The organism is Salipaludibacillus sp. CUR1 (genome assembly GCF_021028955.1).
Lineage (GTDB): Bacteria > Bacillota > Bacilli > Bacillales > Salisediminibacteriaceae > Salipaludibacillus.
The window spans coordinates 20,314-42,919 of the sequence record NZ_JAIWPE010000009.1 but is presented as its reverse complement, the minus strand read 5'-3'; the positions used below and the strand labels follow the sequence as shown (position 1 = coordinate 42,919).

Annotated in this window: 26 protein-coding genes; 23 read left to right on the top strand and 3 right to left on the bottom strand. The window is 39.8% G+C overall.

The window, feature by feature from the left end:
• Nucleotides 1-118 precede the first annotated feature (118 nt).
• Both K8O68_RS01320 and K8O68_RS01315 read left to right on the top strand, forming a co-directional pair.
• Complete coding sequence (locus K8O68_RS01320; protein ID WP_370640463.1) at nucleotides 119-820, top strand: FadR/GntR family transcriptional regulator; 702 nt, start codon at nucleotides 119-121, stop codon at nucleotides 818-820.
• A 116-nt stretch (nucleotides 821-936) separates the two neighbouring features.
• Nucleotides 937-1,503: a Crp/Fnr family transcriptional regulator gene (locus K8O68_RS01315; RefSeq protein WP_230895134.1), complete on the top strand. Its 567-nt coding sequence runs from the start codon at nucleotides 937-939 to the stop codon at nucleotides 1,501-1,503.
• A gap of 47 nt (nucleotides 1,504-1,550) precedes the next feature.
• On the opposite strand, the gene K8O68_RS01310 is transcribed toward K8O68_RS01315, so the two are convergent.
• A complete protein-coding gene (locus K8O68_RS01310; protein ID WP_230895133.1) occupies nucleotides 1,551-1,799 on the bottom strand; it encodes a ferredoxin in 249 nt (82 codons plus the stop codon).
• A 249-nt stretch (nucleotides 1,800-2,048) separates the two neighbouring features.
• Here K8O68_RS01310 and K8O68_RS01305 point away from each other — a divergent pair, with 249 nt between their 5' ends.
• The 4 genes from K8O68_RS01305 to K8O68_RS01290 all read left to right on the top strand — a co-directional run bounded on the left by K8O68_RS01305 (nucleotide 2,049) and on the right by K8O68_RS01290 (nucleotide 6,261).
• On the top strand, nucleotides 2,049-3,122 hold the full coding sequence (locus tag K8O68_RS01305) for a YpbB family protein (RefSeq protein ID WP_230895132.1): 1,074 nt from the start codon (nucleotides 2,049-2,051) through the stop codon (nucleotides 3,120-3,122).
• Nucleotides 3,106-4,629 (top strand): RecQ family ATP-dependent DNA helicase, encoded by a 1,524-nt coding sequence (locus tag K8O68_RS01300; RefSeq protein WP_230895131.1) that lies wholly within the window; start codon nucleotides 3,106-3,108, stop codon nucleotides 4,627-4,629. Before K8O68_RS01305 ends, K8O68_RS01300 begins: the two co-directional genes overlap by 17 nt.
• The gene (locus tag K8O68_RS01295) at nucleotides 4,622-5,200 is read left to right on the top strand and encodes a CPBP family intramembrane glutamic endopeptidase (protein WP_230895130.1); all 579 of its coding nucleotides are present in this window, start codon (nucleotides 4,622-4,624) and stop codon (nucleotides 5,198-5,200) included. Before K8O68_RS01300 ends, K8O68_RS01295 begins: the two co-directional genes overlap by 8 nt.
• Nucleotides 5,201-5,820: 620 nt before the next feature.
• Nucleotides 5,821-6,261, top strand: coding sequence for a DUF2663 family protein (locus K8O68_RS01290; protein ID WP_230895129.1), 441 nt, complete (start codon nucleotides 5,821-5,823; stop codon nucleotides 6,259-6,261).
• Nucleotides 6,262-6,290: 29 nt separating this feature from the next.
• Here K8O68_RS01290 and K8O68_RS01285 read toward each other — a convergent pair whose 3' ends face one another.
• Entirely contained in the window at nucleotides 6,291-6,494 is a 204-nt protein-coding gene (locus tag K8O68_RS01285) for a hypothetical protein (protein ID WP_230895128.1), read from the bottom strand.
• Between the two features lie 158 nt (nucleotides 6,495-6,652).
• Between K8O68_RS01285 and K8O68_RS21375 the strand changes: the two genes are divergently transcribed.
• The 13 genes from K8O68_RS21375 to K8O68_RS01225 all read left to right on the top strand — a co-directional run bounded on the left by K8O68_RS21375 (nucleotide 6,653) and on the right by K8O68_RS01225 (nucleotide 17,894).
• A complete protein-coding gene (locus tag K8O68_RS21375; RefSeq protein WP_255716930.1) occupies nucleotides 6,653-6,787 on the top strand; it encodes a hypothetical protein in 135 nt (44 codons plus the stop codon).
• Nucleotides 6,788-6,840: 53 nt separating this feature from the next.
• On the top strand, nucleotides 6,841-7,104 hold the full coding sequence (locus K8O68_RS01280; protein WP_230895127.1) for a hypothetical protein: 264 nt from the start codon (nucleotides 6,841-6,843) through the stop codon (nucleotides 7,102-7,104).
• A 170-nt stretch (nucleotides 7,105-7,274) separates the two neighbouring features.
• Entirely contained in the window at nucleotides 7,275-7,958 is a 684-nt protein-coding gene (locus tag K8O68_RS01275; RefSeq protein WP_230895126.1) for a hypothetical protein, read from the top strand.
• A 22-nt stretch (nucleotides 7,959-7,980) separates the two neighbouring features.
• Nucleotides 7,981-8,208: a 4Fe-4S dicluster domain-containing protein gene (locus K8O68_RS01270; protein ID WP_230895125.1), complete on the top strand. Its 228-nt coding sequence runs from the start codon at nucleotides 7,981-7,983 to the stop codon at nucleotides 8,206-8,208.
• Between the two features lie 18 nt (nucleotides 8,209-8,226).
• Complete coding sequence (locus tag K8O68_RS01265; protein WP_230895124.1) at nucleotides 8,227-9,291, top strand: 3-methyl-2-oxobutanoate dehydrogenase subunit VorB; 1,065 nt, start codon at nucleotides 8,227-8,229, stop codon at nucleotides 9,289-9,291.
• Entirely contained in the window at nucleotides 9,291-10,049 is a 759-nt protein-coding gene (locus K8O68_RS01260; RefSeq protein ID WP_230895123.1) for a thiamine pyrophosphate-dependent enzyme, read from the top strand. Before K8O68_RS01265 ends, K8O68_RS01260 begins: the two co-directional genes overlap by 1 nt.
• Nucleotides 10,049-10,606, top strand: coding sequence for a 2-oxoacid:ferredoxin oxidoreductase subunit gamma family protein (locus tag K8O68_RS01255; RefSeq protein WP_230895122.1), 558 nt, complete (start codon nucleotides 10,049-10,051; stop codon nucleotides 10,604-10,606). The genes K8O68_RS01260 and K8O68_RS01255 overlap by 1 nt, the downstream gene beginning before the upstream one ends.
• Before the next feature lie 64 nt (nucleotides 10,607-10,670).
• Complete coding sequence (locus K8O68_RS01250) at nucleotides 10,671-12,353, top strand: formate--tetrahydrofolate ligase (RefSeq protein ID WP_230895121.1); 1,683 nt, start codon at nucleotides 10,671-10,673, stop codon at nucleotides 12,351-12,353.
• Nucleotides 12,354-12,741: 388 nt separating this feature from the next.
• Nucleotides 12,742-13,524: a metallophosphoesterase gene (locus tag K8O68_RS01245; RefSeq protein WP_230895120.1), complete on the top strand. Its 783-nt coding sequence runs from the start codon at nucleotides 12,742-12,744 to the stop codon at nucleotides 13,522-13,524.
• 222 nt (nucleotides 13,525-13,746) lie between these two features.
• A complete protein-coding gene (locus tag K8O68_RS01240) occupies nucleotides 13,747-14,649 on the top strand; it encodes a MerR family transcriptional regulator (protein ID WP_230895119.1) in 903 nt (300 codons plus the stop codon).
• A 126-nt stretch (nucleotides 14,650-14,775) separates the two neighbouring features.
• Nucleotides 14,776-15,360: an adaptor protein MecA gene (locus K8O68_RS01235; protein ID WP_230895118.1), complete on the top strand. Its 585-nt coding sequence runs from the start codon at nucleotides 14,776-14,778 to the stop codon at nucleotides 15,358-15,360.
• A 182-nt stretch (nucleotides 15,361-15,542) separates the two neighbouring features.
• Complete coding sequence (locus tag K8O68_RS01230; RefSeq protein WP_230895117.1) at nucleotides 15,543-16,826, top strand: Glu/Leu/Phe/Val family dehydrogenase; 1,284 nt, start codon at nucleotides 15,543-15,545, stop codon at nucleotides 16,824-16,826.
• Between the two features lie 90 nt (nucleotides 16,827-16,916).
• Nucleotides 16,917-17,894 (top strand): YpdA family putative bacillithiol disulfide reductase, encoded by a 978-nt coding sequence (locus K8O68_RS01225; RefSeq protein WP_230895116.1) that lies wholly within the window; start codon nucleotides 16,917-16,919, stop codon nucleotides 17,892-17,894.
• Between the two features lie 150 nt (nucleotides 17,895-18,044).
• Here the strand turns inward: K8O68_RS01225 and K8O68_RS01220 are convergent, their stop codons facing one another.
• The gene (locus tag K8O68_RS01220; RefSeq protein WP_230895115.1) at nucleotides 18,045-19,013 is read right to left on the bottom strand and encodes an asparaginase; all 969 of its coding nucleotides are present in this window, start codon (nucleotides 19,011-19,013) and stop codon (nucleotides 18,045-18,047) included.
• 95 nt (nucleotides 19,014-19,108) lie between these two features.
• Here K8O68_RS01220 and prsW point away from each other — a divergent pair, with 95 nt between their 5' ends.
• The 4 genes from prsW (at nucleotide 19,109) to ypeB (ending at nucleotide 22,551) form a co-directional block, all read left to right on the top strand.
• Nucleotides 19,109-19,780: a glutamic-type intramembrane protease PrsW gene (prsW, locus tag K8O68_RS01215; RefSeq protein ID WP_230895114.1), complete on the top strand. Its 672-nt coding sequence runs from the start codon at nucleotides 19,109-19,111 to the stop codon at nucleotides 19,778-19,780.
• Between the two features lie 96 nt (nucleotides 19,781-19,876).
• A complete protein-coding gene (locus K8O68_RS01210; protein ID WP_177174141.1) occupies nucleotides 19,877-20,044 on the top strand; it encodes a hypothetical protein in 168 nt (55 codons plus the stop codon).
• A gap of 158 nt (nucleotides 20,045-20,202) precedes the next feature.
• Nucleotides 20,203-21,186, top strand: coding sequence for a spore cortex-lytic enzyme (gene sleB / locus K8O68_RS01205; RefSeq protein WP_483314038.1), 984 nt, complete (start codon nucleotides 20,203-20,205; stop codon nucleotides 21,184-21,186).
• An 18-nt stretch (nucleotides 21,187-21,204) separates the two neighbouring features.
• Entirely contained in the window at nucleotides 21,205-22,551 is a 1,347-nt protein-coding gene (gene ypeB / locus K8O68_RS01200; protein ID WP_230895113.1) for a germination protein YpeB, read from the top strand.
• Nucleotides 22,552-22,606: the final 55 nt, after the last annotated feature.

The following is a 22,606-nucleotide window of genomic DNA, read 5'->3' as shown; positions in this document are numbered from 1 at the left end:
ATAATCTTTTTCCTATTACAATTTAATTAGCTATATAATAGGTATACCCCTTTTGGCAGACAGATATCATCCCGACAGCTTCTGGCATGACTGGACGGGGTGAAAGGAGAGAACGACTGTGATAAAACATGTAAGGACTAAAAAGATTTATGAAATAGTAGCAGAACAGCTCACGGAAATGATTAAGAACGGGGAATATGAAGCGGGGGACCGTCTTTCCTCTGTCCAGAAACTTGCAGAAGACTTTAATGTCGGAAGGTCTGCTATAAGAGAGGCATTAAGTGCTCTTAAAGCAATGGGGCTGATTGAAATCCGGCAAGGAGAAGGGACATTTGTTAAAAAAACGGATGTTGATTTGACAAATAAAATGATTCCTGCTGTGATGCTAAAAAAAGACCTGGAACAGCTTTTTGAAATCAGAAAGCTTAATGAAACCGGTGCTGCTGCTTTGGCAGCACGTAACAGGACAAACGAAGATCTGGATAAACTGTCAGCCATCCTTGAAGAAATGAAGCAGTCTGAAGGAAATGGCCTTGTTGGTGAAAAAGCTGATATTGAATTTCATATGACAATAATTAAAGCTACAAAGAATGACATGCTTTACCGTCTGATGAAAACTGTCTCTGATACAGTTAAAGAATCTATGAAAGAAGCGAGACAGCTGTTTCTTTATTCTAATGTGGAGAAAATGAATAAACTGTATGATGAACATATGCTTATTTACCAGGCAGTAAAAAATAAAGATTCAGAGGCGGCTTATCAGGCCATGCTCGACCATTTAGTTGGAGTCGAAAAAGAACTGTTTAAGGAAAGCGATTAAGCCGGAGTTTAACCCGGATCAGGGAGGGGCCTGCTATTAACAGTTGGATTAAACATTTACAAACATCTCCATTATTTGAAGGTTTGTCAGAAGAGGAACTGAAGCCAATAATTAATATGAGTAAAAAAATTAAATTAGAGGACAAAGACAGGTTATTTTGGGAAGGCGAACCAAGAAACTATTTTTATGTTTTAGGAAAAGGGACTGTTTTAATCAGTAAGTTAACCGAAAAAGGCGATGAAAGCTTAATAAATGTTTTAGGGGAAGGGGAGCTTTTCCCGCATACAGGCTTTTTCCGCAGGTCTCCATACCCGGGAACCGCCACAGCTAAAAGAAATGTGACCGTTTTAGCCATTCCAATTGAAGGCTTTGAATCATTTATTCTTGAGAAACCGGAACTGGCTTTTAAAATTATTCAAGTAATGAATGAAAAAATTGTCTATCTTCAGCGTAAATTAAATGAAGTGTTATCTCTTAATGTTGAATCCCGTTTAAAGTCCGCGTTTTCTTACCTTAGTGATATTCAGGGACAAGTTATACAATTGACTCATCAGGAAATTGGAAACATTATCGGTGCTTCCAGAGAAACAGTCAGCAGGCAGTTAAAGAAATGGGAACATGAAGGAAAGGTTGAAGTAAAAAAAGACCGAATTATTATAAAAGAGGATTTCGAGCCGCATTAAGAGTAAAAGGGAAAACCACCGAGTTAATCGGTGGTTTCTAAAAGTTGCTATTCAAATTTAAGTGCATCCCCGTCAAATGGCTCTTCTGCAATTTTGATGGAGTCTGTCGGACAGCCGTCCAGGGCGTCCTCCATATCTTCATAAAGTTCCTCAGGAACTTCTTTTGTACCTTGGTTATCATCAAGAATTACCCACGCGATACCATCATCGTCGTAGTCGTAAATGTCTGGAGCAGCAGCTCCACATGCACCGCAAGCAATGCAAGTGTCTTTGTCCACAATTGTGTACTTTGCCATAACAAAAAACCTCCCATTGAAATATAATTATAGCGACCCTCTATCTTTCTCTCTTTATATCTAAAGGGCGTAATTTCAAGAACATCTTCAGGCAGAAGTGTGTTCTTTCTAATCTTATTGTAAAGGTTCTCACAAGACATTTCAATAGAAAAAGTAATTGAGAATGCTTATCAGCCAAGGGATTCACCTGGATTACACGAAAGTAATAACCTATAATTATAAGTAGTATTTAACGAAAGGATTTAAAATATGAACACTCTTTCTTATCTCCTTTTAAACACAGTTTATAAGCTGCAGGGTGAACGGTCTGTTAACGGAGCCATCCATCTGTTAAGAGGGAAGAGGTCTGCACAAACAATTCAGGATATTCATTTGTTCAGTCTCGAAACCTATGCTGCCTCACTGAAACAGTGGCCGGAAGAGGATATTAATAAAATGGTCACTGCTTTATACAGGGAAGGTTTTTTATCTCAAAGTAACCAGACAACAATTCTGACGATGAAAGGAACTGACTGGCTGAAGGAAGCTGCGGATCATTGTGAACTTCCTTCAGCTTTCCACGGTTTTAAATACGAGTGGGACGGAAAAGCCGATTATTTCTGGGAAAGGCTGGTTTTAACCGTTCAGACTGTGTCCAATTTAGTAAACGCTACTCCGTCATTTATTCCCGTTTCTTATGACCGGTTGATTCAGAAGGACGTTAAATCTCTTCTAAAAGCTCATCCTGACAGAAGTAAACTGGGCAGGCAGCTTTATTCCGAATTGAAAAGTATATATGAACCATGGGATGAACAAGACGCAGCTCTCCTGGTTAAAAGATTTTCCTCAAACAAAAAAACTGGAAAAACAATTAGTCAACTTTCCGCTTTATTTAACCATGACCGTTTTTATACCTTTATTTATTGCAAATCTCTCATACATAAGATGCTTGATTCTATTTCCGGAACCCCGGATTTATTTCCGGTTCTATCACAGTTACTCCCGCGAATTGAGGGAGAACCATACGTTACTCAGACAGCCAGGCAAACTAAAGACCTGCTGAACAAAGGTTTTTCTTTGGAAGAGATTGCAGAAAAAAGAAAGCTTAAGTTAAGTACGATCGAAGACCATGTTATAGAAATAGCGATTTATGATCGTATCTTTAAGATCCATGAATTTCTACCGGAACAGGAAAGGTTAGATATCATCAAAGCCTCCGAAAGGCTAAACACAAACCGGTTAAAACCAATTAAAGAGTTATTCCAGGACAGGTATACTTATTTTCAAATCAGGTTAGCTCTTGCAACATCGAGAAAAGGAGGTAATTATGACACTGCTCGATGATACATTAAATAAGGAATTCGGGTATCCGGCATTCAGGAAAGGACAAAAGGAAATCATTCAGAGTGTGCTTGAGCAAAGAGATGTTATAGCGATTCTTCCTACAGGAGGAGGGAAATCGTTATGCTATCACCTTCCTGCTATAGTCTTAGGAGGGCTTACTCTTGTTATATCCCCTCTTGTCTCACTAATGGAAGATCAAGTTACTCAAATGAAAGCTGCTGGTCATAAGAAAGTGGCACACTTGAGCAGTTTATTAAGCAGAGAGGAAAAAACACACCTTCTGGAAAATTTAGAAGAGTATCAAATTGTTTTTGTCTCTCCCGAGATGATTGCACTGCCTTTTATTAGAGAAAGGTTTAAAAATCAGGATATTAAGCTGTTTGTAATAGACGAAGCCCATTGTATCTCCCAATGGGGACATGAATTCAGAACAGATTATTTAAGATTAAGTGAAGTAAGGCGGGATTTAGGAAATCCTCCTTGCCTGGCGCTGACAGCCACAGCAACTCCAGAGGTGGAAAAAGATATCCGTCTTCGTTTAGAAATGAAAAATGAAGCGGTATACCGTCTTCCGGTGAATAGAAGTAATATATTTATTGCATCAGATATTCAGAAAAATACTGCACAGAAAAATAAAAGGTTTTTTGAAGTGATTAACCGCATTGAGAAACCAGCCATCGTGTATACGGGGACAAGAAACAGTGCGGTGAATTACTCATTGCAGCTTCAAAAACACGGTTTTCCCAACACCGCTTTTTATCATGGGGGAATACCCAAAGAAGAAAGAATCCTTGTACAGCAGCAGTTTCTGCGTGACGAATTGGATATTATTTGCTGTACAAACGCGTTTGGTATGGGCATTAACAAATCTAATGTCAGATCAGTGGTCCATTTACACATCCCTTCGTCAGTCGAACAGTATGTACAGGAAATTGGAAGGGCAGGGAGGGATGAGAAGCAGAGTATGGCCTTACTTCTTTGCAGCGAGGAAGACAGGTTTTTACCTCTATCTCTTATAGAAAGTGAATTTCCGCAAGACTGGTGGATTACTAACTTCTTAATGGATGATTTAAGCGGCAAAAAAGTTGAAGAGATGGAAAGAATTTATCAGCCTGATGAGAAACAATGGAAAATGTTACTCTACTACTTAGAGAATCAACAAATTATTTCAGAGGGAAGCTTTACTATGTTGCAGAACCCTGAGAAAGTCATTCAGGAAATTAAGAACCACTTTGAAAAAAGAAAAAAAGAAAAGTTTATTCAGCTTGAAAAAATGAATCAAATGATTGCCTCGAGGTCATGCCTGAGAAAAGGTATCTCCAACTACTTTAAAGAAGAAACAGAAGAATCACCTGATTGTTGCTGCTCCAATTGCCAGTCTTTCGAGTCGTTTATTGAGAAAGTTAAAAAACAGAGCGCTCCTGAGAAAGAAACGGTTCAAAAACATTGGAAAATAGAATTGGAAGACATGCTCTTAAGGGATGCTGGAGGGGAAAAATGTGAATAAACAGGCTGAGATAGTAAAAAAATTAACAGACAGGGAATTGTTGTTAAATCTTTATGTGACTCAGCTCGTCTTTTTAGTCATTGCGTTGTTACTTAGCTGGTGGTGGTTCGGCAGTGTTTTTGCCTTTACCCAATTTATTGAGTTCAGGTACGATCATCTGCTGATTGGTTTAGGATTTGGACTCAGTATTGTCCTCATTGAAATTGTGTTATATAAACTATTACCCGAAAAGTGGTTCGATGACGGGGGAATAAACAAACGTGTTTTCTCAAACCGTCACCCTCTGCATATATTATTTATTTCCATTATCGTCGCTGTAAGTGAAGAGGTTATGTTTCGGGGAGTTATTCAAAGTCAATTCGGTATCTGGATCGCTTCTATCACATTTGCTCTCATCCATTTTCGTTATTTATCAAACTTGTTTTTATTCAGTTTTACAGTCTTTTTGAGTTTTTCACTCGGTTTATTATTCCTCTATACTGAAAACTTACTGACGGTTATTACAGCTCATGTTGTTATTGATTTTTTACTGGGGCTGCTGCTTCGTTATGACTCTGACAAGTCTCAGTAGGTGCCTCTGAAAAGGTATACAGCAAGTAAGGAACTAAACGCCTGGTATTAAACGTATTCGCTCTTTATCTTCTCCTTGTTAATTATAGTTATTTTTTCGCTATTAGCTTATATAGCTGTTTTTGCCGGCTGGCCATTTACCAGATGAAAAAAAGAGTCAAAGAACGGGCTCACACGGTTAGAAAGAATTTAATGCTTCTTCCCTAATGGATGAAAGAATGGTAAATTATACATAAACAGATAAATTAACCGATGATCATTCGCAGAGGAAGGTGGTTCCATTGTCTTACGAATTAAAAAATCAAGCTTCCGGGAAAGAACAATGGGATATTAAGACGGAAGAGCATCCCTATAGTAAACCTTCTGAGTTTCCTCCCAGAAAAGAACTACATAATAACCGCCAAAGGTTAAAATTAAGGAAAGACAAAAAAAGAAAACAAAAAAGGCTCAACTTTCCACTGGTCAGGGTCTGGCTTATCCTTTTTCTTTTTTTAGTCGGATTCGTTGCCACCTCTCCTTTATGGATGGCAAAATAAAAACGTGATCCTTCCACGTCCTTCTACTTTACATACCTAAATCTCTTCTTCACTGCATATGTTTTTAATGAAGGAGGTGGACAGGTTGGATGAAAGTAAAGGGGCGGACTTTAAAAAAGTTGATGAGTACTTAATTGAAGCGGTTATTAAAGCAAAGGAAAAGGAGACAGTTTCAGAAAAAAGAGTTATTCGGGCAGGGACTGCGGTTTTACTGTGTGCCGGTGTTCTCGTCATGTATGTGATTTATCAATGGTCCCGGATGACGCAAATGGAATCTGCTTTCTTATTGAATCTCATAGCCGATCCCATAGTTTTAATGTTTATGCTGATTATTGGACTGAGTTATGCCATTCTGCAAAATGAAAAATATAAATATGAAAAAGCTGAAAAAGATTATGACCTTTTAAAAGAAGATATTATTGACAGGGCATCCGAAATATGGTCATCCCCCGAAGCATGGGAAGAACGGGCTGAACTTTTCAGCGAATTAAAGCAAAAACATAATATAAACTTATACCATAAATAAATCGAGGTCATTTAGACCTCGATTTATTCTTATCCGAAAAAAATAACTTCCTCTCTCGCAAACTGGTTCCCGCTTACACGGGCATGATTTAAATCCCAGTTTTCCAAAAAACCAAACGCGACAGTTTTACATAAGACTGGACAGAAAACTTCAATCGGCAATCCCAATTTTTTTAACTCTAAAAAATCTTCATCAGTGACAAGAAACTGTTTTTTACATGTGATAATACTCAACAGTATCTCCACCTCCAAAAGACAGAATATTCTGATACATTTATTATATCGAATGGAGTAATTATTTTCAACGGGTTTTTCATAAACTCAGAAAAGTTTCTTCAACGAAAAGGACTCCCTTTCATATAATATGGAGACGAAGATGAGAGGTGATGGTGGTGGAAGATCTTAAAGGAACAAGACTGGACCCTATATTGACAGTGGTGCTGCTTGTTATTATAATATCGTTTATTTTGGGCATTGGAAACGGAATTGAAGAGGCTGGTATACCGGACGTTCTTTTACTTTCTTAAAAATTGTTTAATTTATTTAAGGTGTGGTTCTAGTGGGAAACTGGGAGAAAGGGATGAATACGGATAAAAAACAAGCTTTCAGAAAAAATACATTTATTAACGAGGAGATTAAGGCCTTAACACCACAGCAGATTGCAGTCATCATAGCTTTGCTTACAAAAGTTTTAAGAGTAAGAGCAGTAATTCTTGATGTTAACCAGACGGTTGAGGTTGTACTTGCGGGAGATTTGAAAAGTAAAGAAGTAAACGAACTTTTAAAAAAATTAGACAATGTCCCTGTAGATAAATGGCTTAATATGCTCCAAAAGTTCAACTAGACCGAAAATATCAGTATTTTCTTAAGCGCCTGATAAAAGGTGCTTTTTTATTGAAAAATATTTAAAAAATTTCACCTATTTTTAACGTTTTTATGAATAAAACTTCAACTATATTGAAAGCGTTTTCAACATCAGATTATAATGAAGGGAGCAGGAGAGGGGGAGATTATTTGGAGGAGAAGTGTTTAATTGTGACGGGGCATTACGGGAGCGGCAAAACAGAATTTGCCATAGAGAAATCAATTGAATTAAGCCGCAGGCTAAACCGCACGTTTTTATGTGATCTGGATATTATAAATCCCTATTTCCGGTCGAGGGATTATAAAGATAAATTAGCTGAGGAAGGGATCAGGCTTGTAGCACCGGATAACAAATTGATGAAAGCCGATTTGCCGATAGTAACCGGGGAAATAACTGCCAGGCTTAAAGACTATTCAGCTAACCTTATTTTAGATGTGGGCGGTGATGCCGACGGAGGTGCCGTACTGGGGCAGTTTTCTTCACTATTAAAAGAACGGGGCTATGATTTTTTATTTGTTGTTAACCTTAACAGACCGCATGTTTCTTCTGTAGAAGGGATTATTTCAGCTATCAGGGGAGTGGAAAGAAGTTCAAGGCTTAAAGTGACAGGCTTGATAAATAATACGCATTTAGGCGGGGGTGAAATGACTGCAGAGGACTATTTGCGGTCGGCCGCTGTTTGTAAAGAAGTCGGGCAGGAATTGGCTATTCCGCTGGTTTACAACATGCTCGAAAAAAAGGAGTATTGGTCTTTAAAAGAGAAATCATTATGTGAATCACTTAACAATGTTTTTCTGTTTAGCCGCAAACTCGTGCCACCTTGGCAGCAGTGATCTAAAAAGGAGGGGAAATTTAATGAGAGTAACTTTTAGAGAAGAAAGGTGCAAAGGATGCTCACTTTGTGTAAATGTATGCCCTCAGGAAATTATTAAGTTATCTGGAAAGGTTAATAAAAAAGGGTATCAGCCTGCTGAAGCAGTTGACCAGGAAGCATGCACCAGCTGCTCTGCCTGTGCGATTATTTGTCCTGATGCAGTAATAACAATAAAACGTCCTGAGCGAAAAAAAAGAAAAGCATCATAAATGAGAGAAGGGGATCTTATGGGGAAAGTATTAATGAAAGGAAATGAAGTGATTGGTGAAGCGGCTATACATGCCGGGTGCGTTTATTTTTTTGGCTATCCCATTACACCTCAAAGTGAACTGGTCGCATATATGGCAAAAAGGCTTCCTGAAGTCAATGGCCTTTTCCTGCAGGCTGAGAGTGAAGTGGCTGCTATCAATATGGTTTATGGGGCGGCATCTGCCGGTGTCAGAGTAATGACGTCTTCATCCAGTCCAGGATTCAGTTTAAAGCAGGAAGGAATCTCTTACCTGGCAGGGGCTGAATTGCCGGCGGTGATTGTAAATATCGGAAGAGGCGGGCCAGGCCTTGGAAATATTCAGCCTGCTCAATCTGATTACTTTCAGGTGACTAAAGGAGGCGGCCACGGTGATTATTATACACCTGTTCTGGCGCCAAGTACGCTTCAGGAAATTATTGAACTGACCTCTGAAGCATTTAGAATAGCAGACGACTATAGAACTCCGGTTATTCTGCTCGGTGACGGTATGCTTGGGCAAATGATGGAACCGGTAGAATTCAGAGACATAAAAGAAAAGGAATTTAAAGAGAAAGAGTGGGCAACTTCCGGTACAGAAGGAGACGGTCCTCCAAGAGTGATTACCTCATTAGATTTGAGTGATATTAAACTTGAAGAGAGAAATAATCGGCTTCAGGAAAAATACAGCAAGATAAAAAAGCAGGAAATTAAGGTGGAATCATTATATACAGAAGATGCGGAACACATCGTTATAGCCTATGGAACAGTTGCCAGAATGGTGCAAAGCGCCATTGAAAAAGCGAGGGAAGAAGGAATGAAAATCGGCCTTATCCGCCCGGTCACTTTATGGCCTTTTCCCAGTGAAGTAATTTCCCGTATAAGTGAAGACGTTAAAGGAATTCTTGCTGTGGAAATGAGTGCAGGGCAGATGGTAGAAGATGTCAGGCTTGCAGTTGAAGGCAAAACCCCGGTAAGCTTCTACGGAAGAACAGGAGGCGTCATCCCTTCAGTGGAAGAGATTTATGAAGCTATTAAGAAGCTTGGAAAAGGAGTGACTGCCTGATGAAAACTGTCTTTGAAAGAACAGAAGGTTTAAAAGACAATGAAACCCACTATTGTCCCGGGTGTACTCACGGGATTATTCACAGGCTTGTGGCTGAAACGCTTGAGGAACTCGGGGCATTGGAGAGAACCGTAGGAGTCGCATCGGTAGGCTGTTCAGTATTGGCTTATGACTATTTTAATTGTGACATGACTCAGGCCGCTCACGGACGGGCCCCAGCAGTAGCTACTGGGATTAAAAGGGTTCTGCCGGATGACCGGCTGGTCTTTACGTATCAGGGAGACGGAGATCTTGCTTCTATAGGCATGGGAGAGATTGTGCACAGCGCCGCACGAAGCGAGAACATAACTGTAATTTTTGTTAATAATGCTATTTACGGAATGACAGGGGGGCAAATGGCTCCAACTTCATTAATAGGGCAAAAAACAGCTACTTCTCCGGGGGGCAGAACGCCTCGTGCCCAAGGGCTTCCTATAAGGGTCTCCGAAATGCTGGCTACTCTTGATGGCAGCACTTATATAGAAAGAGTTTCTACTCATAATGTTCCTCATATCATTAAAGCAAAAAAAGCTATTCGTAAAGCTTTTGAAACACAGGAAAAACAGCAAGGGTTTTCTTTAATAGAAGTTTTATCGACTTGTCCAACTAATTGGGGCCTTACCCCCGAAGAATCTTTAGATTGGGTGCGGGATGAAATGATCCCATATTATCCATTAGGGATTTATAAAGATATCCGGAAGGAAAGGGAGGGGGTATAATGAAACAGGAATTAATTATCGCTGGGTTTGGAGGGCAGGGAGTCATGTCAATGGGGCAGCTGCTTGCCTACGCTGCCATGAAAGAAGGGAAAGAGGTTTCCTGGCTCCCTTCCTACGGACCTGAACAAAGGGGCGGAACGGCAAATGTGTCAGTTGTTATAAGTGACAGTAAATTCGGTTCCCCGGTGATTGACAGGCCGACATCACTCATTGCCCTGAATAATCCTTCATTCCAAAAGTTTGAGCCTTCAGTAAAAGAAGGAGGAGAAATTTTTATTAATGAAGATCTTGTAACCGTGCAGAGCGGGAGAAAAGATATAACTGTTCACCTGATACCAGCCTTGACTGTAGCAAATGAATTAAATGAACAGAGGACTGCAGGGATGGTGATTCTCGGTGCTTTTATAACTAAAACGGGTATTTTAAAAGCTGAAAGTCTTTTGTCTGCTTTAACCTATCTGCTCGGCACGAAAAAAGACCATTTAATTCCAGTCAACAGACAAGCAATATTAAGAGGAGAAAAAATAATAAGGAAAGCGCTTTCTTCTATAAATTGATAAAAGATGTTAAAATATCTCATGTACTTAAATGTACTTTAAAAGCAGATAGAGGAGTGATGACATGGGTCAGGATGTTAAATCCGATATTGAAATTGCACAAGCAAGCAGCATGGTAAAAGTTAAAGAACTGGTAAGTGACCTTCGCTTAAAAGAGGATGAATGGGAACCTTACGGCCATTATAAGGCTAAACTTTCTTTATCAGTTATGGACAGATTAAAGGATGAGCCTGATGGAAAAGTAATTCTTGTAACAGCAATTAACCCGACACCGGCAGGGGAAGGGAAATCAACAGTTACGGTAGGATTGGGCCAGGCTTTAAATAAAATTAACAAGAAAACGATGATTGCTTTAAGAGAACCATCTCTTGGCCCCACTATGGGAATTAAAGGCGGTGCTGCCGGCGGTGGTTATTCCCAGGTTGTCCCTATGGAAGATATCAATCTTCATTTTACCGGAGATATTCATGCCATTACTACAGCACATAACGCTTTGGCTGCTATGCTTGATAATCATGTTCACCGGGGAAATGAACTTAACATCGATGTCAGAAGAGTGGTTTGGAAACGGGTTCTCGATATGAATGACCGAGCGCTCCGTCAGGTAGTCGTAGGACTGGGCGGTCCTTTACAAGGCGTTCCCAGGGAGTCAGGGTTCGATATTACAGTCGCATCTGAAATTATGGCCATTTTATGCCTTGCTACAAGCCTTAAGGATCTGAAAGAACGGCTGGCTAAAATTGTAGTTGCTTATACTGAAAAAGATGAGCCGGTTACTGCGAAAGATTTAAAAGCTGAAGGTGCTTTAACGTTATTATTAAAAGATGCTATGAAACCTAACCTCGTTCAAACGCTGGAGAACACCCCTGCTTTAATACACGGTGGGCCTTTCGCTAATATAGCACATGGGTGCAACAGTGTTATAGCGACAAAAATGGCCTCTAAACTGGGCGATTATGTGGTAACTGAAGCAGGTTTCGGAGCCGATTTAGGAGCAGAGAAGTTTCTTGATATAAAAACGAGGGCAGGGGAGATAGATCCGAGCCTTGTCGTTATAGTAGCAACTATCAGAGCATTGAAGATGCACGGCGGTGTTCCTAAAGACAATTTAAAAGAAGAAAATGTTCAGGCACTTAAAAAGGGCCTTGCTAATTTAAAGAAGCATGTAGAAACAATCCGCTCGTTCGGTTTGCCGCATGTGGTAGCTATAAACCGTTTCATCCACGATACGGATGCTGAAATTGATGCCTTAAAATCCTGGTGCGAGGACCAAGGCATTAATGTAGAGCTTGCTGATGTATGGGCAAAAGGCGGAGAAGGGGGAATAGCCCTGGCTGAGCGAGTTGTAAAAGAAATTGATGAGGGTGAAAAGGACTTTACCCACATGTATGAGCTGAATACGTCCATCGAAGAAAAAGTCGAATCTATTGCTAAAAGGGTGTATGGCGCTAAGGGTGTAGAATTTTCTCCGCAAGCAAGAAAACAAATGAAAATTTATGAAGATAATGGTTGGGGGAAGTACCCTGTCTGTATGGCTAAAACGCAGTATTCATTATCAGACGACCCTAAAAAGCTGGGAAGACCTGAGGACTTTATTATATCCGTCCGAGAATTAAAACCTTCAGTAGGAGCCGGCTTTATAGTAGCACTTACTGGAAATGTTATGACAATGCCGGGGCTGCCAAAAGAACCAGCAGCGGTTAAAATGGATGTAGATGAAAGTGGAAAAGCTCTCGGTTTATTTTAGCAGGACTGTTAAACAGGAAAGAAAAAGGTGCTCCTTTTTTGATCAGAGGCAGGACAAAAGAATAGTAATCATAAAGAAAGCCGGACAAAATTTTCGAATTTTGTCCGGCTGTTTTTTTGAAAAAGAAGTGATTGCAGGCCGCCAGGCGGGCGCTTACCCACGCCTTATCAAATGTCTGAATAGAATGATTGGCCGTCTTACAAACCTGGCTTTAGTTTTGTCCCAGGCTCGTTTTTATATCTAACAGTCTGCTTCTGCCATGCAGGAAAATTAGACTTTCACTACAGTTCAGGATAAAGCTTTTCAAATGATTGTCGTTTAAAACATTTTAAGATATACTGAATCAAATTCGTTAAGATCAGACTTGCAGTAAAAAAAGGAGCTGCTCATGTTTATAGTTGTTTTTTTAGTGACAGTTTTAATTTTGATTTTTATTTATTCCTATTATCAAGCAAAAGGTTTAGTGATTACTGAAGAGGAAATTATGCTTCCAGGTATAGAACATACACAAAAACTGCTTTTTATTACTGATTTACATAAACGGCTTATAAAAGAAGACATGTTTTCTAAACTTCCGCCTGTTGATTTTGTTATTATTGGAGGCGATGCAGTTGAAAAAGGAGTTCCTGAAGAAATTATCAGCCAGAATTTATCCTTTCTCTCATCTTTAGGAACAGCTTTCTTTGTATGGGGGAATAATGATTACGAATTTGGGGAAAAAAAGTTAAAACAATTATTGGATAAGTATAATATTCACCAGCTTAATAATTCTTCTTATTATATTGATCACCCGGGGGCGAAATGGACACTTGCTGGAGTTGAAGATTTAGGAACACTTCATGCTGACATAAACCAGGCACTGCAAGATGCAAACGAACCAGTCATCCTTGTCAGTCATAACCCGGAAACAGCAAACCTTTTATTCAATTCTAACCGGAAAGTGGAAGCTGTACTGTCTGGCCACACACATGGAGGACAAATCAGGCTTGGACCATTGGCAGCGGGAGAAAAAGGCGGATGGAAAGTGAAAAACAATATTCCTGTATTTATCAGCAACGGGTTTGGGACAACAGGAATACCTTTCCGTCTAGGTGCCAAACCACAGATACATCTTTTCACCTTGAAAAAGCGGCCCCCTCATAATATAAACAGTGAAGAAAGCGGTTTTTAGTACAGCTATATGCCGGCCGGAACTCTTTTAGTAAAACTGGCTCACTGCCAGGGGGCCTTTCTTTCATATGTGTTGCTGCCTCTTTTCACCCGGGGAGGCTCTTAAACATTTTTCTCCTTTAGAATGTATAATGAGTTTATAAATGTTGAACAATTGTTGCACAATACCTCAAATAGACTATAATAAGCTTAGAAGTATAAAATGAAGAAGTAGGTGACGCGTATGCCTGACCATCAGGGGAAATATAATATTAAAGCTATTTCAACTATGCTTGGTATTCATCCCGGCACACTTAGAGCGTGGGAACGACGATATAAATTAATTGAGCCTATAAGAAATGATGCGGGACACCGCCTTTATACAGATGAGCAGTTAAACGTATTAAAATGGATTGTGAATAAAGTTAACCACGGGTTTACTATCGGACAAGCTGTGGAATTACTTGATAAACAAGATGTGATTGAAACGGTAAAAGATGAAACGGCAAACAACAATCAGATGGAAAATATAAAAGAAGATATTCTTCATTCGTTACTTAAATTTGAAGAGAGAAAAGCAAACGAATTACTCGATTACGCATTTAATGTTTTTTCTATTGAAAAAGTTGTTATCCATATACTAGGAAGTATCCTTATTGAAGTTGGTGATAAATGGGAAAAAAACGAAATTACTATTGCTCATGAGCATTTTTCCACCTCTTTCCTTCGGACAAGAATTGGAATGGTTTTTCAGCATTTGCCTGTAAATGGTTTACTTCCAAAAGTTGTGACTGTTTGCGGACCTAATGAGCAGCATGAAATTGGTTTATTAATTTTTAACTTTTATTTACGGAGAAGAGGTTATGAAACAGTGTATTTAGGTGCCGGTATACCTGGTAACGATGTAATTGACGCAGTGAAAGAAATAACTCCGAAAATGGTCATTATTTCCTGTACACTTACGGAACATTTGACTGATACATTAAAACTTACTGACGGGTTAACAGAAGTATTTCCTGATTTGGTTATCGGACTCGGAGGAGAAGCAGTAAAAAACATACCTCAATCTAGCAAAAAGTTTTATGAACCTTTATTAGTTGGAGATAATGAAGAAGAGTGGATGAAATGGCTGAAAAACCGATTATAAGAGATGAAACTTGGGCTTTATAGCGCACCTTTTTAAGTTAGCCGTCATATTTTACATTAAACACTGTCACCGGAAAGGGAGAAAATCTCTTTCATTAACGCTGGCATGAATGAGGGAGGAACGTATATGCGCCTCGAAAGACTGGCTTATGATAAGATGAAGATATTTTTAACATATGAAGATCTCGAAAAACGCGGTATAACCACAGATAAAACTTGGGCGGAAGTGCCTGTCATAGATGAAATGTTTCAAGACATGATTACTGAAGCCAGTGAGGAACTTAATTTTGATCCCGAAGGCCCTGTAGTCGTTGAAGTCTTCTCCATACCTGCCCAAGGATTGGTCATAATAGTGACCAAAACTGAAGACTCGTTAGATGATTTTGAAGAACCCGTCATTGAATGGCAGATTGGATTGGAGCAGCATGAAGGAGCTTTGATTTTCGAATTCAATGATATAGAACATGTCATCCAGCTTTCGAAAGTTCTTCACTCCCGGGAAATTTCCGAAGGAGCTCTTTATCATTTTAAAGGTTCGTATTTCTTGAAATTTGAAAAAGAAAACTTCGAACCTGAGACCAGAAAAATCATCACTTCTGTTATACGGGAATTTGCGAGCCAAACTGACATTTCGCCTCACGTACTGGAAGAATACGGTAAAGTCATTATTGCCTCTATGGCGGTAAAACACCTTCATAATTACTTTTCTTAAGAAGCCTTTTCATTAAAGGCTTCTTAATTTTATATTGATTTTAAAAATGAAGATAGAGAAGTGACAAATTAATCAGGAAAAATAAAAAGACAGTGGAAAAAAAGTGCTGACTTCTTTATAGTAATAGATAGAAGAGAACATTTATTATTTTAATTATATATATAAATTCAGGGGTGAAACCAATGAAAGAAAGTGAAAAGGCTGAAACAAAAGCAAACAATCAAAACTCAAGCCAGAACGTGCTTGAGTCGACTCAAACGGTTGTTCATAAAGCATTAGGAAAACTGGGTTATCCTGATGAAGTATATGAGTTAATGAAGGAACCTTTGCGAATGATGACCGTTCGTATTCCTGTAAGAATGGATAACGGGTCTATTAAAATATTTACAGGCTACAGAGCCCAGCATAATGATGCAGTAGGCCCGACAAAAGGGGGAGTACGTTTTCACCCTGACGTATCAGAGACAGAAGTGAAAGCGTTATCAATTTGGATGAGCCTAAAAGCGGGAATTGTTGACTTGCCTTATGGCGGAGGTAAAGGCGGCATAGTGTGTGACCCAAGAGAAATGTCATTTCCTGAAATAGAACGCTTAAGCCGTGGCTATGTCCGGGCCATCAGTCAAATTGTAGGCCCTACAAAAGACATTCCGGCTCCGGATGTATTTACTAACTCTCAAATAATGGCCTGGATGATGGATGAGTACAGCCGCATGAAAGAATTTGATTCACCAGGCTTTATTACAGGTAAACCTCTTGTACTTGGAGGCTCCCATGGCCGGGAGTCTGCTACAGCAAAGGGCGTTACTATTTGCATCCGTGAAGCAGCCAAGAAAAAAGGAATTAATCTAGAAGGGGCCAGAATTGTTATCCAAGGATTTGGTAATGCAGGAAGCTTCCTTGCTAAATTTATGTATGACGCGGGAGCTAAAGTAGTAGGGATTTCTGATGTTTATGGAGGTCTGCATGATCCAGAAGGGCTTGATATAGACTATTTGCTTGATAGAAGGGACAGTTTCGGTACGGTATCTAAACTGTTTAAAGACACGATCTCCAATGAGGAACTTCTTGAGTTGGATTGTGATATTCTTGTTCCTGCTGCTATTGAGAATCAAATTACCGAAAAGAATGTAAACCGTATAAAAGCTAACATTATTGTAGAAGCGGCGAACGGTCCGACGACAATTGAGGCTACAAAGCAGCTGAGTGAGCGGGAGGTACTGCTCGTACCTGATGTTCTCGCCAGTGCGGGAGGCGTAACAGTATCCTATTTTGAATGGGTCCAGAATAATCAAGGTTTTTACTGGGAAGAGGAAGAAGTTGAGAAGAGGCTTGAAAAAGTGATGGTGACAGCTTTTGATAATGTCTACCGTGTGTCTTCCACGCGTAAAGTGGACATGAGACTCGCAGCATATATGGTGGGCGTGCGAAAAATGGCAGAGGCGAGCAGGTTCCGCGGCTGGATTTAAATATTAATTTTCGTTAAGATATATGTATTAGGTGAATCCCTTTACTCGTTTAAAGGGGTTCTTTTTGATTTTTCTAGCGAGGTGGAAAGAATGCAAAAGGAAGATATTATTATAGTAGGTGCAGGGCCTTGCGGCTTATCGGCTGCTATTGAGCTGCAAAATGAAGGATATACCCCTTTAGTAATTGAAAAAGGGAACATTGTTCATTCTTTATATAACTATCCAACCCATCAGCAATTTTTCAGTTCAAGTGAAAAGCTTTCAATTGGCGGAGTTCCTTTTTACAGTACTGAAAGGAAACCTAAAAGAAATGAAGCACTGGTTTATTACCGGGAAGTTGTTAGAGAGAAACAAATCAGAATCAATGCTTTTGAAGAAGTTAAAAAAGTAGACCCGGTAAATGATGAAAAGTTCTATCTTGAAACGTTGCGTAAGACAGGCGAAAGCAAAACTTATGAGGCAAAGAATATTGTCATCGCAACTGGCTACTATGATTCGCCTAACTACATGGGAATAGAAGGAGAAAATCAGTCTCATGTGTTTCATTATTTTCATGAAGCTCACTCATTTTTCAATCAGAATGTCGCTGTTATAGGCGGGAAGAATTCAGCGGTTGATGCAGCACTGGAATTGGAGAAAGCCGGCGCTAATGTCACGGTTTTTTACAGGGGCGACACTTATTCTTCAAGTGTAAAACCGTGGATTCTTCCGGAATTTGACGCATTAGTAAGAAACGGCGCTATACAAATGCATTTTGGGACTGCAGTCAGTGAGATAAAAAAAGATGAAATTGTAGTTGAAAAGAATGGGGAAAGAAAATCTTACCCGGCAGACTTTGTTTTTGCCATGACGGGTTACCACCCTGACCATACATTTATAAAAGGAATGGGCGTTCCCATAGAAAGTGAAACAGGACGACCATACTTTAATCCTCAGACAATGGAAACCAATGTGGAGAATATTTATATTGCAGGGGTCATTGCTGCGGGGAATAACGCAAATGAGATATTTATTGAAAATGGCAGACATCACGGATCTTTGATTGCAAAACATATCACAGAGAAATAGAAGCTGCCGCCAACGAATAGTCTTAAAAAACACCGGAACAGCCCTTGTAAATTTATTGTTGTTCCGGTGTTCTTTGTAAATAGAAGCTGGGATTTCAGCCCGCGGGGCGAATGCTTGCTCAGGGGCTTGTCTTATGCTGGCTTTCCATAGCTACTGCTGAAAAAGATGCTGAAGCTGGTTTATATCTGTTGTTTTTTCTAATGCCACCATCAATTTGATCCGCGCTTTTTGGCCGTTTAATCCATTTGTAAAAATAACTCCAAAATTTTTGAGTTGTCTGCCCCCTCCTTCATATCCGTAAATATCCTGAACAATTCCGTTAAAGCACCTCGATACCAGCACTACAGGAATCCCTCTGGCTACAAGTTCTTTAATCGGCTTAACTGTTGAAGGAGGCATATTTCCCTGGCCGAGTGCTTCAATAACAAGTCCATCCATTTGTATATTGCACACGGCGTCCAGTATTTCCTTTTCCATGCCTGCTACAGCTTTTATAAGCAGAACTTTTTTTGAAAGAGAATTAATTTTGAATTTTTCCCTTGCGGTAGGGGCGTGGTGGAAATGGACACGTCTTTTAGTCACTATTCCGATAGGCCCGTACTGCGGACTTTGAAAAGTAGCTATATTACTGGTATGTGTCTTTGTTGCATTTTTGGCTGTATGGATTTCATCGTTTAATACAACTAAAACTCCTTTATTTTTAGCTCCGTCACTCATCGCTGTTCTGATAGCGGATAATAAATTTGGCGGCCCGTCTGAACCAAGTTCATTACTTGAACGCATAGCGCCTGTTACGACTACCGGACAAGTATTTTTAAGAATAAGATCTAAAAGGTAAGCTGTTTCTTCCAGTGTATCTGTGCCGTGAGTAATTACCACGCCATCAAGGGATTTTTCAGATACCCGCCTGTCGATCGTATTTGCTAAATCGACCATATGATTAGTTGTCATATGCGGAGAAGGGATATTAAGAAAGTCCTCAATATAAAATTGGACACCTTCCAGGCTGTTTAATGTTAAATGTAAAGGATTTTCAGTATTAGGTTTTACTTCTCCTGTGTTTTTATCTTCGCTCATTGCAATAGTGCCGCCAGTATGTATGATAAGTATTTTTTTCACAAATGGATCCTCCTGATTTTTTAATTGCATTTAAGTTTCACATTTTTTAGTATATAAGTAACACCTTAAATCCGGTGAGAAAGGAAAGGTGTCTGATGGTTTCAATTATAACAGCGGCATTTACTCCGGCCATAGCACTTTTAATTTTTTTTTATTTAAAAGATGAATTTGAACAGGAACCCTTGACAATGGTCATACGCTGTTTTATTTTTGGAACGCTGCTCGTATTTCCTGTCATGTTTATTCAGTTTGTTTTACAAAACGAAGCCCGTTTTACTTCGCCTTTTATAGAAACTTTTTTACAGGTAGCGCTCACCGAAGAATTTTTTAAATGGTTTATAGTGCTGGTTACAGTATTTTATCATGTCCATTTTAGTCAGCGGTATGATGGCATTGTTTACGCAACCGCTGTGGCTTTAGGATTTGCCTCAGTGGAAAATCTTTTATATATTATAGCCCATGGGCTCGATACAGCTTTTATTAGAGCTGTTTTTCCAGTAACCAGCCATGCCTTATTTGGTGTAGTAATGGGGTACTATTTTGGAAAGGCTAAGTTTCAAAAGCAAAAGAGGTACAGATACTTATTTATGGCTTTTTTAATTCCTTATTTGCTTCACAGTCTCTATAATTTGATCCTCTTATCGATGAACCAGTGGATCTACGTCTTAATTCCTTTTATGGTTTTTCTATGGGTGTTCGCCTTAAAAAAAGTAAAGAAAGCAAATCAGCTTCAGGCAGTCCATTTAGTTAAACGGGAGACAGGATAAGAAGTGCTTTTGTTGAACAGCATCGTTGTTCATTGTATAGTAATGGCAAATGGTTGTATAATTTCATAAACATAATCGGTAAAAGGAGTGATCTTTTTGTCTGAAATAAAACAAAGATACAAAGTCATCATTCGCTGCCAGCAATGCGGGGAGAAGTATATCCTGCGTGGCCGCCCTAAAGAAACAGGAGGGTATGATACAGGCTTCAAGCGTTGTGTGTGCGGCAATGAAGCACAGTTTGATATGGACGTGTCACCTGAATAATATTTCTATTATTTACAAGATAAGAAAAAGGTGCGGATTCTAATTCCGTACCTTTTTTTTTATCTTGTTTTTCTTTATGGAATAAATTCAAAGCAATGGATAAAACTATGGTTATTCGCACCTGATATTACGATCAGCATGTTAAAAGGAGGATTACTATGAATGGGAAACATTTCAGGATTTTTAGACAGTTTACGATATTAATGACCTTAATATGTTTCAGCATCCTTATTGTTCCGGACGAGGCGGAAGCTTTTACACAACAGGTTATTCAGAAAGGTGCCACCGGTGATGATGTGGTAGAGCTTCAGGCAAGAATGCAGTACAACGGTTATTATGACGGAACCATTGACGGGGTGTTTGGATGGCAGACATACTGGTCTGTCCGCGAATTTCAGGAGCAGTTTGGCCTGGAGGTTGACGGGCTGGTAGGAGAAGACATGAAAGATAGGTTAGTAAGAGCTACGGAATATGATAAGGAATTTGTTCACAGAATGCTTAGGGAAGGAAGAGAATTTACGCACTACGGCGGTGTGGACAAACATATTCAGAAAGGCCCAAAAGGAAGCAGGGATGGGGCAGGGCAGACTGGACAACCGGAAAGAGACGGAAGAGAACAAGCGCCGCCTGACCAGCCTCGCGCCGAAGAACCGGCAAGAGAACCAGCGCCTGAACCTGAACCTGAAAGACCTGCTGAAGAAGAGGTTCCCGCTCCAGCGGAGGAGGAACCAGTCCCTCAGGACGATGAGCCAAATATTCAAAAAGCAATGAATGTTCCAGACGGCTTTTCGGATAACGATATCCGGATAATGGCGCAGGCTGTTTACGGAGAAGCAAGAGGAGAACCATACGAAGGGCAGGTGGCAGTTGCAGCGGTAATTTTAAATCGTATTAACAGCCCGATTTTTCCTAATACGGTCTCAGATGTGATCTTTGAACCTAGAGCCTTTACAGCAGTCGCTGACGGGCAGATTTGGATGGATCCGGATGAAGAAGCAAGGAAGGCTGTACTTGATGCCATAAACGGCCAGGATCCTTCAGGAGATGCTTTATACTATTTTAATCCGCAGACAGCTACCTCCGGGTGGATTTGGACGAGGCCTCAAATCAAACAAATTGGAAAACATATTTTCTGTGAATAAACTTTGGAGGTGAACCGTATGATGAGAAATATAGTAATAGGTGTCCTGGCAGTGGCCTTAATCGGAACGGGCATGTGGGGCTTTAGGGAACAGGAAGAAAAAAACACAGTATTGATGCAATCTGAAAATAATTATCAACGCGCTTTTCACGATTTAACATACCAAATCGATCTGCTTCATGATGAGATCGGTGCTACCTTGGCGATGAATTCAAAAGAGCGGCTGTCTCCTTCATTAGCTGATGTCTGGCGGATTACTTCTGAAGCGCAGAATGAGTTAGGTCAACTGCCTTTAGGGTTAATGCCGTTTACTAAAACTGAGGAGTTTTTATATAAAGTGGGAAACTTCTCTTACCGGCATGCTATTAGAGATCTTGATCAGGATCCTTTAACTGAAGAAAATTATGATGACTTAAAACAATTATATTCACAAGCAGGAGAAATCCAGAAGGAATTGCGCAAAGTCCAGTCAATGGTTCTTAAAGACAACTTGCGCTGGACCGATGTGGAGCTTGACTTAGTAGCTCAAGAGGAGCCTTTGAACAATGCAGTAGTCAACGGTTTTCACATTATAGATGAAAAAGTCGGGGGCTTTTCAGAAGTTAATTTTGATAACGAGTCTAATAAAGTGACCGGAAACGATGAAGAGATTGAAGAAAATATAAAGAATGAAGACCGAATAGATGAAAATGAAGCGATAGATACAGCAAGAGATTTTCTTAATCAGGATTCACTGGGAGATGTGCAAATAACTGAAACAGGCGAAGGGCTTGCATATGAAGCATACAGCCTCGTCATTGCTGACGGCGAGCATGGGACAAACATTACTATGGATATAACCAAAAAGGGTGGTCACCCTGTATGGATGCTGAATGAAAGAGAAGTCCAGCAGGAGAAAATAAGCTTGAATGAAGCATCTGAGAAAGCTGAAGACTTCCTTGAAAGAAACGGTTACGACAATATGCAGCTAGTAGACAGTAAACAATACGAAAATATAGGCGTCTTTCAATTTGTAAAGCTGGATGATGATGTAAGAATTTATACTGATGAAATTGTTGTGGATGTTGCTTTAGATGAAGGGGACATTACAGGTTTTGAAAGCTTTGCTTATTTAGCAAACAACAAAGAAGACCGGGAAACAAAGCTGGAATTATCAGAGGAAGAAGCGCAAGAACGCTTAAATCCTAACCTGGATGTAAAAGAACACCATGTGGCAGTGATAGAAAATCAATTGGAGGAAGAGGTGCTGTGCCACGAATTTTATGGGACAATAGATAATGATACCTACAGAATATTTATTAATGCGAAGAATGGAAGAGAAGAGCAGGTTGAGAAGCTCGATAATCCCGAACCGGTTTACCAGTAAATGAAAAGAACGAAGAGCCTTGACGGGGCTCTTCGTTCTTTTCATAATAAAGGAA